Genomic DNA, 15,474 nt, shown 5'->3' with positions numbered 1-15,474 from the left:
GCAGGGAGGGGTAGGGCCATGCACCGCCCCGGGTGTGCTGGAGGCTCCAACCTCAAAATCAATATAGTAAAATAAAAATTATTGTATTCAAAAATATCAAGATAATATTATTTGAAATATAAAATAATAATTTATTAAAAAATATGGATAAAATAAAATATATAATAAAAAAAATTATAAATAAATAATGTTTTGAATATAAATAAATCATGCACTTGATGGTGCTTTCATGATATTGCAAACTATAAAAATTAATTTAGAATAGAATTGGAAAAGCAAGTTTTAATATTTTAATTATCTTCAAAAAGGCAGACGAAATTGGCATTTCTTCTCAAGAAAGTTGTTTTAGGGCTTGTCCCCTTGTCGGGTCTTGCTCTGGTAAGTTGTGCCTCACAATCAGGGTTGCCCAAAATTCAGCCTCATGTGAAACAGCTGAGGCCAATTTCTTCAGTGGTTCAAAGCAAAATTTCGATGCCACTGGATAAATCAAATCCAGTATCAATCAATTCTTCTAATGTATCGGCAGCCAGCGCGCTTGGAGACGCATATTATAATGGCTCTGGCGTGCCTCAAGACTATTCAACGGCAGCCATATGGTACAGCCTGGCTGCATCACGTGGCGATATAGTTTCACAATATCATTTAGCTGTTATGTATTCTGCTGGATTAGGTGTACAAAAAAATAATTCAAAAGCTTTTTATTGGTTTCTTAAGAGCCCGAATCTGAATGGTAGTGCGGCTATCGGTTGCGTGCGATTTTCCGTGTGAGCAGGCGGATATGGGCAAGGAAGAGCCATGCGGTGGCGCTGGTAACGGTGGCCTCGAAATCCTTTGCAAGACGTCGGCATCTGCCGAGCCAGGCGAAGGTTCTCTCCACGACCCATCGTCGCGGCAGGAGTTCGAACCCGCTGGTGGCGTCGGAGCGCTTGACGATCTGTATGGTCCATTTGCCGATTTTGGCGAGGCGTCCATTGAGTTTGGGACCGGCATAGCCGCCGTCGGCGAACACGTGCCGCAACCAGGGATACAGGGATTTGACCGATTTGAGCACGTCGGGCGCCCCATCCCGATCCTGAATGCCGGCATGATGAACGACGGCGCCGACGAGGTGGCCAACTGTATCGGTGACGATGTGGCGCTTGCGGCCCTTGATCTTCTTTCCGGCATCGAACCCGCGCGGCCCGCCGGCTTCGGTGGTCTTGACCGACTGGCTGTCGATCACGCCGGCTGTGGGCGACGCCTCGCGTCCGGCTATCTCCCGCGCCTGCATGACCAGGACGTGATTGATACGATCGAACGTGCCGTCGCGACAGAAGCGGTAGAAATAGCCCTGAACAGTGGTGAACGGCGCGAATTCCTTCGGGATCTGCCGCCACTGGCAACCGGTCGACAGCATGTAGAAGATGGCCTCCACAATCCTTCGCAGCACCACCGTCCGGGGCCGGCCTCGATGCGGCGGCAAGGGCATGAATGGTTCGATCAAGGCCCATTCGGCGTCGGTGAGGTCGCTTGCGTAGCGCAATCCAGCCCGGCAATATCGTTGCCGAGCGGTTTCAGTCCAAGCCATTGCGAATCCGTCTGTTGTTGCAAACCGACAGAATCACAACCTACTGAAATCGCTCAACTATCTTTTGCGGTCAGGCTCTAAGGCCGCAAATAATGGAAATGTTGCAGCAGAATTGGCGATAGCGGAAGCTTATGCCAATGGGGAAGGGGTCACCCAAGACCAGCAAAAGGCAAGTTATTGGTATCAGAAAGCGGCAGATGCAGGAAACATAACTGCTCAAACAAATATTGCATTGCGTTATAATGAAGGTCTTGGTGTTAAGAAAAATTATTCCCGTTCAGAACAATATTTCTTCGAAGCGGCATCTAAAGGTGATCCCGTCGCTGAGCTGAATATGGGAAATTTTTATCAAAAAGGCATTGCTGTACCTGAGGATGCGGTAAAATCCGTTTTCTGGTGGATGCAATCAGCTAAGCAGGGCAACTCAGACGCTCAAAATGCTCTTGCTAATGCCTATAGCCGTGGGGCTGGAGTTCCGCGCAACGTCTTCATGGCTGTGAATTGGTGGGAAAAGGCGGCCATTCAAGGTAACCAGGCAGCGCAGATTAGTCTTGGTCATGCCTATTTGATGGGTGAAGGCGTTAAGCGGAACCTGCAAAAATCCGCTTACTGGATGATGCTTGGTACAAACCCGGAGAAGCAGCCGCAAAAATCGATTTCGCCACTGCCTTATGGCCTGTTGCATTCAAATAGAGTTTTGACTTCCCTCGCAGTGAAGGCTCCAGCTCACAGCCATAAAATTGAATCACACAAAATAGTTTATAAGCATAAAAAAACAAAAAAACCATATAATTTAAATAAAATTTTATACCATAAAAATCACAAGCTTGAGAACCATAGGATTTATAAGAAATCAAAATTGACCCATGTTAAAAAATTGAGGCAAATAAAAAATAAATTATTTAATTTTGAAGCAAAAATTACCACATATTGTCAGTTTTTATTGATCACAAGATTTATTGGATCTAATAGTACTAGGTTATAGCGCCACAGGGAAAGTTTGCGATTGCCTTGTGCCGCGCTGCCGCGCTGCCGCGCTGCCGCGCTGCCGCGCTGCCGCGGTGCCTTCTCGTTGAGGAACTCATCGAGAAGGCTGTCGCTGAAGTTCACGCTCTAGACGTTCTGCCGCAGCAGAACGCCGGGTTCGTTATAGTGCCACCCGACGCCGTTCTCATTGGTCCATTTCGTGATGGACATGATGGTGATCCTGCCATCCTTCTTGTTGTCCGATGCAATTGGGTTATCCAGGAATTCCGATGGGGGCGTCTCCCGAGGAAGCCGTGTACCCGAATGCTGGTCTGGGCGACCAATGGGTGAATTCTCCGGAATCCGCATCGTCCACCGCCTGAATGTAAAACTTGTGGTAGGTCGCTGAAGGTATCCGGCAATAAGTACAGAGGCTAGCACAACTTTGGCGGAAGTTTGTTGTTATGTCCGATGAGGCTACATCCGCAATGAGGTCGATGCCGCGGCGGTGAGCGAGAAAGACGGTCAAGGATGGCTTGGCGCACTGCTGGCAGGGTGGGTTGGGGAGGCGGACCAGGGACTCTTTTTTTCCGTCCCGCCTGAGCGAGCCTTCGGGATTGCAAGAAGGCGTAGGCCATCATCGTCATCAGGGCATGGCGGTGGAGGCCAGTCCAGGATCGGCCCTCGAAGTGGTCCAAGCCGAGTTCCTCTTTGAGTTGCTGATGGGCCTGCTCGCAGATCCAGCGCGCCTTGATGGCGCCAGCCAGAGCTCTGATCGGGGTGTCGGCAGGCAGGTTCGAGAGATAGTATTTTCGTTCGCCATTCGAGCGATACTCACCCACCAGCCAGGCTTCCTCTCCCGGCATGTGCTGGGCACCGGCAGAACCGATTCGCTGGGGCGCGCCATCAGCAATGCGTACCCTCATGGCGGCAAAGCGGGTTGTCAGACACCCCTTTGTTCCCTTGCGCCAACCGAGCTGCCGCCACTTCGTGCCTTCGAGCATCGCTTGTGCCGGGTAGTGTCCGGGGTCGTGGTGGACTTTTGGGCCCTGTAACGGTGTAGTTTGAGGTGGCCATCGGATCAGTCGGCTATGGTGGAGTTGCGAGACTTCATCCTGAAGCCTGGAGAACCCGATGACCGAAGATAGATTACCACTGGCTGAGCTACTGGCCAAAGCCGGGGACGGCGATTTTCTGCGCAGCGTCGCGGAGGCGGTGGTTCAACTGCTGATGGAGACGGATGTGGATGGGCTGATCGGCGCCAGCCGCTACGAGCGCAGCGGCGAGCGCGCGACCTATCGCAACGGCTACCGGGAACGCGCATTGGACACGCGGCTTGGCAGCTTGCAGCTTCGGATCCCGAAGCTGCGGCAGGGGAGCTACTTCCCGCCGTTCCTGGAAGCTCGCCGGACCTCGGAGAAGGCGCTGGCCGCGGTCATCCAGGAAGCCTGGATTGGCGGCGTCTCGACCCGGCGGGTAGACGAGCTGGTGCAGGCCATGGGGCTGACGGGGATCAGCAAGAGCACGGTCTCGAAACTGTGCAAGGACATCGATGAGAGGGTGAACGCCTTCCTCGACCGGCCACTCGCCGGCGAGTGGCCGTATCTGTGGTTGGATGCGACCTATCTCAAGCAGCGCGAAGGTGGGCGGATCGTCTCAGTTGCAGCGATAATCGCAGTGGCGGTGAACACCGACGGTCGGCGCGAGATCGTCGGCCTGCACATCGGCCCGTCCGAGGCGGAGACCTTCTGGTCGACCTTTCTCAAGAGCTTGGTCCGCCGTGGGTTGCGTGAGGTGAAACTGGTGATCTCCGATGCTCATGAAGGATTGAAGGCGGCGATCCGCCGGGTGATGGGGGCATCCTGGCAAAGATGCCGCGTTCACTGGATGCGCAACGCCTTGTCCTATGTGCCGAAGGGGCAGCAGAGCATGGTGTCTGCAGCGTTGCGTCAGGCGTTTATCCAGCCGGATCGCGTCAGTGCCAGCCAGACCCTGCGCCATGTGGCCGACCAGCTCCGGGGCAAATGGCCAAAACTTGGCGCGTTCATCGACGACAGTGAAACCGACGTGCTGGCGCACATGGACTTTCCCGCCCAGCACCGAACCAAAATTCACTCGACGAATCCGCTCGAACGCCTGAACAAGGAGGTCAAGCGCCGCGCCGATGTCGTCGGCATCTTTCCCAATGAAGGTTCGATCATCCGCCTGATCGGAGCCGTGCTGCTCGAGGCCAACGACGAATGGCAGACACAGAACCGCTATATGCAGATCGAGGGAATGGTCGAACTCATGGCACCCGCCATCGATGCCGATACACCACGAATTTCCACCGTCGCCGCGTGACCATTGGCCGCTTCAGCTACACCAGAATTTCCACCACATTGACGGACGCTATCCTTGTGCCGCCATGGATTTGACGTCGGGCACATGACGCACCCGTGGGCGACCGCGGCCTGCGACCGGGAAGATCAGCTGCACATCCGCCGGATAGACATTCTGGTGCCGGTGGATGCCGACAGCCCAGCAAAGGCCGCGTGCACTCAGCCGGCTTCTGTCCTCTATCTATCTGTTTCTGTTGGAACAATCCGTTTTATTGGAATGCCCAACAAAAATACAATCGCATAGCAGGAATGCAAAATTATCATATATATCTGAAGAGTCATAAATATCAAAATTTAGACGATTTATCAGATAGTTTGGCTGATGTTCATGTATCGATCAATATAAAAAGATATTTTGAATTTATAGACATAAATAACAAATTTCATGACATTAATTTTATTGTTTCAATAACAATTTGAATTTTGGAAAAAAAAGAAAAGTAAACTATTAGATTATAGGTAATTAGTTTCAAATCCAAACAAAGCTTATGGATGATTCAATGGTATATGACGCACAGTCGATTAATGACGTAAAAAAGTATAACCGTAAGATAAAAAAAACTGTTACAGTATTTATGTCAGAAGATAATCATATAGATAATGTATTGAATGAAATTCATGATTTTGATATCGACATCATCTTCGAAGGCGATACTCAAAAAATGAATAAAATATCAAAAAATAATGCTTCAGACATATTTCTATTTTGCATGAAAAATTATAGTATAAGTCTAACCAAAAAAATTATTGAAATTAGAAACAAAACAAACTCGCCAATTGTTGTTCTGTCTGAAAATTATGATGAGGTTCTTGCTCTGACCGTATTCAAATTTGGTGCAGATGAATATTGGTATTCGATCAATGATAGTCAGAAGATAAAAAACAATATATTTATGACTTTTCTAAAACAAAGCATAGATATGTATGTTAGGAATGATGTTGGTCAAAATTTAAATGATAAGCAAGGTTTGGAAAATAATAAACAAATAAAGTATGTCGACGTATTTAATAATAGTACAAAATTTTTTGTCGCATTTACGCCTTATGAATATAAAACGTTATCAATTTTAGTTGAAAATGCTGGAATTGTGATTCCGCGAGGAAGTTTAGCCCTTATGGTTCGTGGTCGCGTTAGTAAAAACGTCGACCGCAGCGTTGATAACATAATATCTCGGATCAGAAGAAAATTAAAAATGTTTAAAATTTTAAATTATCCGATCAGAAGTTTTAATTCTATAGGATATATATTTGTTGGAGACAGAGATGAGTTTGTTAAAGATTTAGGTAATGCAATTGATGAACATATCTACAATAAAAAACTAGATCCCAATGAAATAGGAGAGTGAACGCGGTCTTCCAAAGACTGAAGAGGAAAGTCGGCGGCTACTTTCTTGTTGCCCGCCTAGAGCACTTTCCGATCATTTCGGATCGGATGTAGTGCTCTATCATATTGATAATTAGAGCATCTTTATCCGATCAGATGATTCCATCTGATCGGATGATGCTCTAGGCTATGTACCTATTGCCATGACTACGGGACGTCTGACTCAAGTCTGTTCGGAGGACTTGGAACATGGCGGAACTTTTCTGGCTGAACGACACTCAATGGGCTGCGATCGAACCATTGCTGCCGAAGCTTGGCGGCAAGCCTCGGGTTGATGACCGCCGGGTGCTGAGCGGCATCCTGCATCGCTTTCGCGAGGGCTTGCGATGGCGAGCGCTTCCTGAGGCCTATGGGCCACGAACCACTGTGTTCAACCGGTTCAACCGCTGGAGCCAGCGTGGCCTCTGGCAGGAGATCTTCGCGGCGCTTGTCGCCTGCGCGGATCCGCCGCGCATCGCCATGGTGGACAGCACCTCGGTTCGGGCACATCGCGCGGCCGCGGGCGGTAAAGGGGGGCGCAAAGCCAGGCCATCGGCCGGTCGAGGGGTGGACGGACGACCAAGATCCACGCCGTCGCAGATGAGCAGGGACGCATCGCCGCACTCCTCCTGACGCCGGGACAAGCCTCCGATATCAGCGGCGCGAGGGCGCTTCTGCCCACAATACCGCCACCAGAAGAGCTGATCGCCGACAAAGCCTACGACGCCGATGACCTGCGCATCTTCCTCACCCGCCAAGGCACCAGGCCCGTGATCTCGCCCATGCCCAACCGCCGCGCCATTCCGCCCTTCGACCCCGTCGCCTACAGAAAGCGCAATCTCATCGAACGCGCCTTCTGCAGGCTCAAGGACTGGCGCGCCATCGCCACACGCTACGACAAAACCGCACGAAATTTCCTCGCAGGGATATGCCTCGTCCTCGCCGTCACATCTTGGATCAGTTGAGTCCAGAGCCTAGCGGGTTTCTGAGCAGGGGGGGCTGATGGTAGCTGGATGGATAGAACTCACTTTTATCTAAATGTAATATAAATCGCGCCAAATTTTTATATTGATAAAATATATAAAATTGTCGCTTAATTTAACGAGAAATTTTTCTGACATAGAATAACGCAAAATATAGAATAATAAATCATGCAATCTGTCCGTGATTCGTCTATGGAATTTGGAGGATATTAGGGCATCAGTGATGTTGAAAAAAAAGCGGCGTCAACTCGCTGTAATGTTTGCTGTCATCGTGGGACTTACCGGTTCTGCGTATGCGAATGGGTTTGGTACCGATTCGCCATATCAACTCCCAACGCCTGCCGATCTCGCCAATCTGGGCGCGGTGGAAAGCATAATTTTGCAAAAACAGGCAGGAATGTATCATTCCCCTCTCTATAATTCCTACAGTACAACAAACATAGCAAAGCAAACCAACTGTAACGTTGCCCCAACCACTTATGGAAACTCGGGTACGACCGCCGCGACCGCCGGCTCCCCGAGTACTGTCGGGGCCACACCGAGTGCGATAGGCAATTCAAGTTCCACTCAGTCATCGCTGTCGGCATCAACCGCCGGAACGCCGCTCACCACGACGGGTCAAACGAATAGCGGTGCTGTGGGGACGGTCCTGAACGGCTCGACGAGCACGTCGATCAGCGGCACGTATTCTCAAGCACTCAACAATACCCAAACCAATGGGGGGACGCAGAGTGCGTCAGTCAGTAATAGTAATGCATGTTCTGTTGGAACTGGGTCGCTGAATTAGCCATGTCCCAGATAATTCCTCATCGTCTTGTCCCTCTGCAGCGTCGGGTCATGGATCTGATGCCTCAACCTCGCCCAGCCATCCGGCGTTCACCGCGCAGCTACATGCTGCGCAGCACGGCGTTGCTGGTGCTCGCCAGTCAGGTGCTGGCCGGTTGCGCGTCAATTGGCATGCAGCGCGTTGAGCCTGGTGAAGCACCGATCGTGCTGGGGCCAAAGGTCAGATACAATCTGACCCCGGTCGATCCTGCTTTCGCCTGTCTTGCTGACGAAATCGTCCGTGACAACAAACCGCGCCTGACCTTCGCTGTTGGTGACGTCAAAGATTATACAGGTCGATACAACATCAACGAAGGCAATGCCATCACGCAGGGTGGCTCGCTCATGGTTGAAACGGCCTTGGGTCATCTCGGCAACGCTATCATGCAGGTCGAACGGGTTGATCCGCACATCACCCAGATGGAGCTTGGCTATACCAACCAGCGCCAGCTGGGGGATGGCCGCCTGCACATATTGCAGCCGGGCCCGCACGCTGTGCCATGGATGCCGTACTATGGTGGAACGATCCTCCGGTCCCAGTATTATATCATCGGTGGCATTACCGAGCTGAATTACAACATCCAAAGCGGCGGGGTGCAGGTTATGCAGAACCTGTCCGGTCCTTCGGCCACCACCTTTACCGAGAATGTCGCGATCGATCTTGATCTGGTTGATACCCAGACAACGCAGATCGTCAAAACCATCAGCCTGGAGAAGCAGATTGTCGGCTATCAGGTGAGCGCCGGGATATTCAGGTTCTTCGGCAGCGATCTGTGGGATGTCAATATTGGCGCAAAAAATCAAGAGCCTTTGGAGCTGGGTGTTCGAACCACCTTGGAACAAGGTACGCTTGATCTGGTGGCGGCGGCCGAACATCTGAGCCCGCTTCCCTGTCTGAAGAAAGTCCGTGATGCAATCTCGGAGAAGACTGCCAGCCAGCTTCGCAAGACGCCCAATCATGTGAAGCTCATCCAGCCACCTGTCCCACCGGGCGTACAGCAACCGATTGCCAAGCCACTTCCAGGTAGTGCCGGTGCGCCCATGAAGCTGAGCTTCGATTTCGGTTCGGCGGCGATCCCCGCCGGGGATGGTGGCTTGCTGACCCGGATCGCCCAGATGGCGGCAAAAGCCCCTGTTACTGTCGAGCTGACTGCGCCGGCAAATGAGAATTGGTCGCCCTCTATGCGTTCTGATCTGATCAAAGCGAGGATTGCCTCGCTGCAGGACGGGCTTTCGACCCACGGTATGACTGCCCCGGTGATCACTGTCCAATGGGCGCCATCCGATACTGATAGTGCCATTTATCAGGATGGATCGGGTTCGCAAAAGGTCGCATTAGTTACTATTAAATAATACAAAATAAAGCTAATTAAAACTCTAAGTTTATTATAAATTCTATTAAGAATCAGTAAGTATTATGTTTCCTAAAACAGGCTTATTTTGGAACGGGAGCGAGCTTTGAAAAATGCAAGGCTGAGAAGAAGTCTTCTCGGATCGACTGCGGCGAGTGTTATATTGCTCGGTGTGGTGTATGGTGGTCCGGTCATGGCGCAGACTGCTACGACCACCGTTGCCCCTACAGTGACGACGAGTGGTGTCGTCGCAGGTCAGGGGTCGGCAACTGGCTATGTTGCTAACTATTTCCAGGCGCAAAATACGCCGTCTTCAGCCGCAACGTCGAACCTGGCAATTACGGCAAACGCAACCAACCTGACCGCAGGGCAGACCTTTACGGGGACAGGTGGCACCGGTACTGTTTCTAATTCCTCAACCACCACCGCCAACACGATTAGTGCCGTTGCCACCGGCAACACGCTGACCAATACAGTTGATTTGGCAGCGATCGGCGGCACGACTGCGGGGACGACGGGGAATGGGTTGTCGGTCCTGGTCCAGGAGGCCAATAACGCGACCACGCAAGCTCCTCCGGGGACGGGGACCAATTATGTCGCCGTAAATGCAACGGCCTCCAGCAATACGCTGCAAAACGTTTCTACCGATGTCGTAAGCGGCTCCAGCCTCACGCAGAGCGCAAACGCGATCTCCTCGTCGGCCACAGGAAACGCCAGCAATACCACGGTAAGCGGCGCCGTTCCCGTGACATATGTTGGACAGGGTGCGGCGGGTAGCTCTACTCTAAATCTCGGCACCCCGGCGACCAATGCCCTCGATGCATCTGCGAATATTGTACTGAGCAATGCGCAGGCCAATAATTCGATTGCCACGACAAGCGCGGCCTCGACGACCGGCAACACTGGTCAACCTCGCAGTAAACTCATCTGCAGGAACAACTGCGCAGACTCCGTCCCTTACCGTGGCGCAGACCAATAATACGGTGTCGGCCGCGTATGTGGGCAATACAGCCACGAGCACCCTGTCCGTTGCGTCGGGCTCCGCCCCGAGCCTAGACGGCAGCGCATTGGTCAGCAATCTGCAGACCAACAGCCAGACCGCGGCGCCGGCAACAGTCACTCCCTTGAGTGATGCGTCGAGCAATACTATCAGTGCGACGGTTGCGTCTGGCGCTACAAACCAACAATCCGATCACGCTGTCCAATGGGAGCCTGACTCAGTCCGGCAATGCCATTACGGGAAGCGCAACCGGAAACACCGCGACAAACGTTGCTGAACTCGCCGGTACCATGAACCTGGCTGGGGCAACGACCACGCAGGTCAACGCCTCCGTTGCGGCAACTGGACCGACAAACACGCTGCAGGCGGATTTCGGTATCGCTAACCTGCAGTCCCAGGTGAACTCGGTTGCCGGCCAGACTTCGGTGACGAGCAATACCATTGAGACGGTTGCCAGAACGTCAGCGGATCGACGGTCAGCGGAACCTCCAACAGCATCAACGCGACGGCAACGAACAACAGCGTTTCCAATACCGTTACGGTTCCGAGCTCTGGTGCCAATGCCGCCACGATCGACGGCCTTCTGGGTATCAACAGCCTGCAGACCGCGACCGGATCGGCTGTGAATTCGAAAAATTCCGGCAACACGATCTCGCTGACCGCTGGCACCAACGGCACATCGGCGGCATCCTCGACGGCAACGGTGAGCAATTCGACGCTGGCGCTCACGGGCAACGGAACGAGCGCAACGGCAATTGGCAATAACGCCACGGGCGCGACCGGCGGTGCAGGCAATGCTCTGACAGTCAGTGGCACCAACGTGAATGCTTACCCCAATGGCGGCACTGCCGCGCCTGGCCGGCCTCACGTATAATGGGACCACGCTGACTTCGGCGGCCGGTCTGTCTGTTGGCAACAACCAATATTCCAGCAGCTCTGCAGTTACGGCGACCAATCAGAGCAACGCGGTTACCCTGACGGCCAATGGCACGACGCTGAGCGGCGATACGCTATCCTTGTCGGGCGCTGCTGGAACCTACACGGCCCAGGCGATCGCACAGAGCAATAATGCGGCGAACGCACTGACCGTGAATGCAGACCAGCTGGCTGGATCCGCGGGCCTTGCGAGCGTTCAGACCGACATGAGCGGCGCAACGTCGACGCTGTCAAACCCGACGGTCGAAATTGCCGCCAACACCACGGCGAATACTGCAATCCAGAACTCCTCGATCACCCTTGGCGGGACGAACGGGAATGTTCTGCGGTCTCTGGCATATGGCAACGCCAACTCCAACACGCTGAATGCCACCTCGACCGGTCTCAACGTCTATACGGCGACCGCCCCCGCGACGGCCGTCTCTTTGCGTCTGGCACCAATAGCGCTGATGCCGCGCTGGCATTGTTCAATAGCCAGGCCGAAACGGCGAATGTCTCGGCCGGCGCATCGACGACGACCCCGCTGAGCATCAGCCTTGGTTCGGGCAATGTCAGCAATTCGACCGTCAGCAACACGAATAATCAGTTCGTGGCAGCGGGCTATGGCAACCAGACCAGCACGTTGCAAACGTGTCGGTGACCGATCTGGCGCAGCCGACCGCTGGCGCAACACCGGCGGCAACCTTCCTGCCGTGGCGACGGTCGCCAATACCTCGTCGCTGAGCGGTACGGTCACCAGCACCGTCACCGGTGCCGCGACCAATGGTGTTTGATCTCACGACCGCCTTAGGAGCGGGCACGGTCAGCGGATCGACCCTGAGCGTGAATGGTAACGCCTCGCTTGCCCAGGCCACAGGCAACATCGCCTCGGCCAATAATCTGACGGTCACCGGCACAAACCTGGTCGATGCAAGTCAGACCGCCGCGGCGCCGACCACTGCACCTGTTTCGTATAACGGAACCACGGCGTCGGTGAACACAGGCTTCAGCGTGGTCAACACGCAGACGGCCTCTGCAACCGTCTCGGCAACCCAGTCGCAGACTGGCGCGGACCTCAGCCTCGGTGGCTCGGGTGCGGTTTCGAACGCGACCCTGCAGGCGCAGGGCAACAACTTCAATGCCGCGGCGACAACCAACAGCGCGTCGAACAATCTGGTGGTCGGCACCGCCGCTACACCGGTTGCGGTTCTCACCAGCTCTGTTGGTGGGCTGAATGTCCAGAATATCACCAGTGGCGGTGGTACGTCGGCGACCATCGGCAATGCCGGTTCGCCTGCTGTTACGTCTACTACGGGTCTCACTGGATCATACACGGGAAGCACGATTTCAACTACAAGTAACACGCTTTCTGTTCCTGCTGGTCAGACTATCTCATTCAGCACTACAGGCACTGGCCTTACGCCGGCACAATTGGCTTCTAATTTCGGCGTCTGGTACCGGTACTGTCACTATTCGGCAGCACCGTGACGCTGACTTCAGGAACGTCTGCGTCCACGTTCTCATTCCCGACGGGAACAACGTTTACTATTTCTTCGGGGGCGAAGACTGTAGCGACGGCGGGAACCATTACTGTTCCGGCCCTGAACACGACGCCATTTGCGAATATTCAGACAGGTGGCAATCTGACCAACAGCACCCTGTCGGTGACAGGCAACAACTACGGTGCGGTCGCACAGGGTAACGTCGGCAACACCACGGTCGCGGTGACGGCGGATACCGTGAATGGTGGCGCCCTTGCGGGAACCCAGAGCAGCGCAACCGTTACTTCGACCTCTCAAACCGCAACGGCCGACCTGTCGGCGGTGAACGCGCAGACCAATGCTTCGGCCACAACGGCCAGCGCATACGGTGGAGCACAGATTACCAGCTCCGCGACCTTGCCGACGATTTCCGGGTCGACTCTCAGCGTGTCCAACAATGCGCTGAACGCTACGGCACAGGCGAATACCGCGACGACCGCGCTGACGGTGAATGGCACGATCTCGCAGAATTCACAGGGTACTTATGCGGCTTCGGGCGCATTGATCTCCAGCCAGAATGCAACCGGTGACGTGACTGCAACCGCGGGTACGGTGGCCACCAGCAGCACGACATCGTCGTCGGTTGGTCAGACCATCAGTGCGCCGGGTGCCATTGGCAGCAACTCCAGCCTGGCACTGAACGGCAACACGACCACTGCTACGGCAAATGCCAACAGCGCCAACAACACGCTGACGGCAAACGCGACGACTCTCGACAATGCCACCACTGCTGCGGCATCGATCACGACCAATCTCCAGACTGTGAATGCGGCGTATGCCTTGAATAATACGCAGACATCGTCCGGTGCGACCAATGGTGTGACCGCCCAGGCCAATAGCAATGTCTACAACAACGACGACACAGCCGGTAGCTCCGGTCTGCAGAGCAGCACTGCCGTCCTGAATGGCAACACGACGACGGCTAGCGCTATCGCCAATACCGCATCGAACACGCTCAATCTGGGCGGCTCGACGGTGAACGCACCTGCAGCCATCCTCAACAACCAGACGAACAGCGACTCGGTTGCTGCGGCAGGCACCTCGAACGTCCAGTTCAGCCTGACCGGCAGCTCTGCAACTACCGCTGCTGCGTCCGGATCGTCGATTGCGGTGACCAACAATGCACTGAATGTGCAGGCCGCAGGCAACTCCGCCGTGAATGCTCTGAACGCTCTGCCGACGGCCAACTTTGGTACACAGGCAGCCGGCGCTTCGGCTGGGGGCACAACTCCTGTGACGGCGCAATACGTGGCGCTGAACTCGCAGACCAATAGCGGGTCCGTCAGTGCAACCAGTGCTGCATTTCGGTGCCACTGCGCCTACCAGCCAGTTCAGCGTGGCTCTGAACGGGTTTGCTGGCGTACGACGCAAGTCCAGAACACCAGCGTGACCGTGACGGGTAATGCCGTCAACGTGAACGCCTTCGGTAACTCTGCACAAAACACGCTGACCCTTTCCGGGCTGAACAGCGGCAATGCCACCAATGCATTGCAGAATGCACAGACCAATACGGGTAACGTGACCGCGACCGCCTCCTACAACGCATTTGGCGCAACCACCGGCGCGCCTGGTGCGACCGGCAGCACCGTGAATGTTGGCAACAACAGCATCATTGCCGCGCAACAGGCAATAGTGCGATCAACACGGTTGTTGCTCACTAATTGTCCCAGAGCTCTCTCGGAGGGGAAGCATTTGCTTCCCCTCTTTTTTACTCGTAAGGTCTTGGAGTTAATCGATGGATTGGCGTTCTTCTCGTCTCGTTAAGGCCACTACGATCGCGCTTGCCTGCGGCTGGCTGGCTTCGCACGCTGCCCAGGCAGCGGACGCCAAGGGCAATTTCGCGGTGAATGGTATCGGAGCGACGTCATGCGCAGAGACCGTTGGGGCCATTCAGCATGGCCACGCCGCTGTGCGCGCGGAATTATCGAGTTGGCTGATGGGATACATCACGGCTCTTAACCGCGTCGATCACAATACCTTTGACATTATGGCGATACAGTCACCCGTTGCAGTTACCAACCTTGTCTTGAATGTTTGTTCAAAAAACAGCAAAGACAATGTTGAAGGCGTGACAAACTCAATCTTAAAATTGTTTTCGTCGATCAAGCTGACCAAATCATCGTCTCTCATGACAGTCTTTTGATGGTAAATCGGTAAATATCAGAAAATACAATGAAAAAACTTCAGGAATTTCTGAAGAAACATAAATTTCTTAATGGTCCGGCTGATGGAAACTACGGAACAGAAACGCAGGCGGCCATTAAATCTTTCCAGGCCCATGAAAAGCTTTTGGTGAATTCGTTGCCGGATGCAGAAACAGTCATTCAGGCGCTGATTATTCCTGGAATAAAAAAATAAACCAAGATAAATAAGGTCATGCGGCGTGGTGTGATTCAAGGCTTCTGGTCTTCGAAGGTTCATCATGACCCGCCCTGTCCCTCTTCGTGCTGATTTTGACGCTGCCATCCTTCGCCGCCTGGCACGGCACAGCAAGGAGGCAGCTCAGGTCCGGCGCCTGCTGGCTCTTGCCGCCATCTAGTCGTCTGTGAACTATGTGATTTGGCGGTGGGCGAAGCCGAGG

14 protein-coding genes and 4 pseudogenes are annotated in these 15,474 nt (G+C 53.7%); 14 read left to right on the top strand and 4 right to left on the bottom strand.

Translation table 11 applies throughout. From position 1 onward, the window contains the following. Positions 1 to 318 precede the first annotated feature (318 nt). On the top strand, positions 319 to 768 hold the full coding sequence (locus tag HUW10_RS00085) for a tetratricopeptide repeat protein (RefSeq protein ID WP_174501792.1): 450 nt from the start codon (positions 319 to 321) through the stop codon (positions 766 to 768). On the opposite strand, the gene HUW10_RS00080 is transcribed toward HUW10_RS00085, so the two are convergent. Beyond that, positions 740 to 1,567, bottom strand: coding sequence for an IS5 family transposase (locus tag HUW10_RS00080; protein ID WP_174501791.1), 828 nt, complete (start codon positions 1,565 to 1,567; stop codon positions 740 to 742). The genes HUW10_RS00085 and HUW10_RS00080 overlap by 29 nt on opposite strands. Before the next feature lie 112 nt (positions 1,568 to 1,679). On the opposite strand from HUW10_RS00080, the gene HUW10_RS00075 reads away from it, so the two are divergent. After that, positions 1,680 to 2,552: a tetratricopeptide repeat protein gene (locus tag HUW10_RS00075; RefSeq protein ID WP_174501790.1), complete on the top strand. Its 873-nt coding sequence runs from the start codon at positions 1,680 to 1,682 to the stop codon at positions 2,550 to 2,552. Between the two features lie 562 nt (positions 2,553 to 3,114). Here HUW10_RS00075 and HUW10_RS00070 read toward each other — a convergent pair. Next, positions 3,115 to 3,579 (bottom strand): annotated as a pseudogene (locus HUW10_RS00070) (IS701 family transposase); the annotation flags it as partial. 88 nt (positions 3,580 to 3,667) lie between these two features. Between HUW10_RS00070 and HUW10_RS00065 the strand changes: the two are divergent. Then, positions 3,668 to 4,876, top strand: coding sequence for an IS256 family transposase (locus tag HUW10_RS00065; RefSeq protein WP_011930484.1), 1,209 nt, complete (start codon positions 3,668 to 3,670; stop codon positions 4,874 to 4,876). 54 nt (positions 4,877 to 4,930) lie between these two features. On the opposite strand, the pseudogene HUW10_RS18135 reads toward HUW10_RS00065, so the two are convergent. Continuing rightward, positions 4,931 to 5,086 (bottom strand): annotated as a pseudogene (locus HUW10_RS18135) (IS701 family transposase); the annotation flags it as partial. A 328-nt stretch (positions 5,087 to 5,414) separates the two neighbouring features. On the opposite strand from HUW10_RS18135, the gene HUW10_RS00055 reads away from it, so the two are divergent. The 4 genes and pseudogenes from HUW10_RS00055 (at position 5,415) to HUW10_RS00040 (ending at position 10,416) form a co-directional block, all read left to right on the top strand. Further along, positions 5,415 to 6,260 carry a winged helix-turn-helix domain-containing protein gene (locus tag HUW10_RS00055; RefSeq protein ID WP_174501788.1) on the top strand — a complete coding sequence of 282 codons (846 nt, stop codon included), beginning with the start codon at positions 5,415 to 5,417 and terminating at the stop codon, positions 6,258 to 6,260. A 227-nt stretch (positions 6,261 to 6,487) separates the two neighbouring features. Further along, positions 6,488 to 7,242, top strand: a pseudogene (locus tag HUW10_RS00050) (IS5 family transposase). 909 nt (positions 7,243 to 8,151) lie between these two features. Then, positions 8,152 to 9,438 (top strand): CsgG/HfaB family protein, encoded by a 1,287-nt coding sequence (locus HUW10_RS00045; RefSeq protein ID WP_174501786.1) that lies wholly within the window; start codon positions 8,152 to 8,154, stop codon positions 9,436 to 9,438. A 192-nt stretch (positions 9,439 to 9,630) separates the two neighbouring features. Further along, positions 9,631 to 10,416, top strand: coding sequence for a hypothetical protein (locus tag HUW10_RS00040; RefSeq protein ID WP_174501785.1), 786 nt, complete (start codon positions 9,631 to 9,633; stop codon positions 10,414 to 10,416). 402 nt (positions 10,417 to 10,818) lie between these two features. Here the strand turns inward: HUW10_RS00040 and HUW10_RS00035 are convergent, their stop codons facing one another. Continuing rightward, positions 10,819 to 11,253 (bottom strand): hypothetical protein, encoded by a 435-nt coding sequence (locus HUW10_RS00035; RefSeq protein WP_174501784.1) that lies wholly within the window; start codon positions 11,251 to 11,253, stop codon positions 10,819 to 10,821. Between the two features lie 20 nt (positions 11,254 to 11,273). Between HUW10_RS00035 and HUW10_RS00030 the strand changes: the two genes are divergently transcribed. From HUW10_RS00030 to HUW10_RS18130, 7 genes and pseudogenes are all read left to right on the top strand, one after another. Continuing rightward, a complete protein-coding gene (locus HUW10_RS00030) occupies positions 11,274 to 11,900 on the top strand; it encodes a hypothetical protein (protein WP_174501783.1) in 627 nt (208 codons plus the stop codon). Positions 11,901 to 11,975: 75 nt separating this feature from the next. Further along, positions 11,976 to 12,146 carry a hypothetical protein gene (locus HUW10_RS00025; RefSeq protein WP_174501782.1) on the top strand — a complete coding sequence of 57 codons (171 nt, stop codon included), beginning with the start codon at positions 11,976 to 11,978 and terminating at the stop codon, positions 12,144 to 12,146. Further along, positions 12,136 to 12,840, top strand: coding sequence for a hypothetical protein (locus tag HUW10_RS00020; RefSeq protein WP_174501781.1), 705 nt, complete (start codon positions 12,136 to 12,138; stop codon positions 12,838 to 12,840). Before HUW10_RS00025 ends, HUW10_RS00020 begins: the two co-directional genes overlap by 11 nt. Then, the gene (locus HUW10_RS00015; RefSeq protein WP_174501780.1) at positions 12,837 to 14,657 is read left to right on the top strand and encodes a hypothetical protein; all 1,821 of its coding nucleotides are present in this window, start codon (positions 12,837 to 12,839) and stop codon (positions 14,655 to 14,657) included. The genes HUW10_RS00020 and HUW10_RS00015 overlap by 4 nt, the downstream gene beginning before the upstream one ends. After that, positions 14,629 to 15,036 (top strand): hypothetical protein, encoded by a 408-nt coding sequence (locus HUW10_RS00010; RefSeq protein WP_174501779.1) that lies wholly within the window; start codon positions 14,629 to 14,631, stop codon positions 15,034 to 15,036. The genes HUW10_RS00015 and HUW10_RS00010 overlap by 29 nt, the downstream gene beginning before the upstream one ends. Before the next feature lie 29 nt (positions 15,037 to 15,065). Beyond that, positions 15,066 to 15,251 carry a peptidoglycan-binding protein gene (locus HUW10_RS00005; RefSeq protein WP_174501778.1) on the top strand — a complete coding sequence of 62 codons (186 nt, stop codon included), beginning with the start codon at positions 15,066 to 15,068 and terminating at the stop codon, positions 15,249 to 15,251. 64 nt (positions 15,252 to 15,315) lie between these two features. Beyond that, a pseudogene (locus HUW10_RS18130) lies at positions 15,316 to 15,429 on the top strand (IS630 family transposase); the annotation flags it as partial. Positions 15,430 to 15,474 lie beyond the last annotated feature (45 nt).

This window comes from Acidiphilium sp. C61, assembly GCF_905116885.1.
GTDB lineage: Bacteria > Pseudomonadota > Alphaproteobacteria > Acetobacterales > Acetobacteraceae > Acidiphilium.
This window is presented reverse-complemented; position numbering and strand designations above follow the sequence as displayed.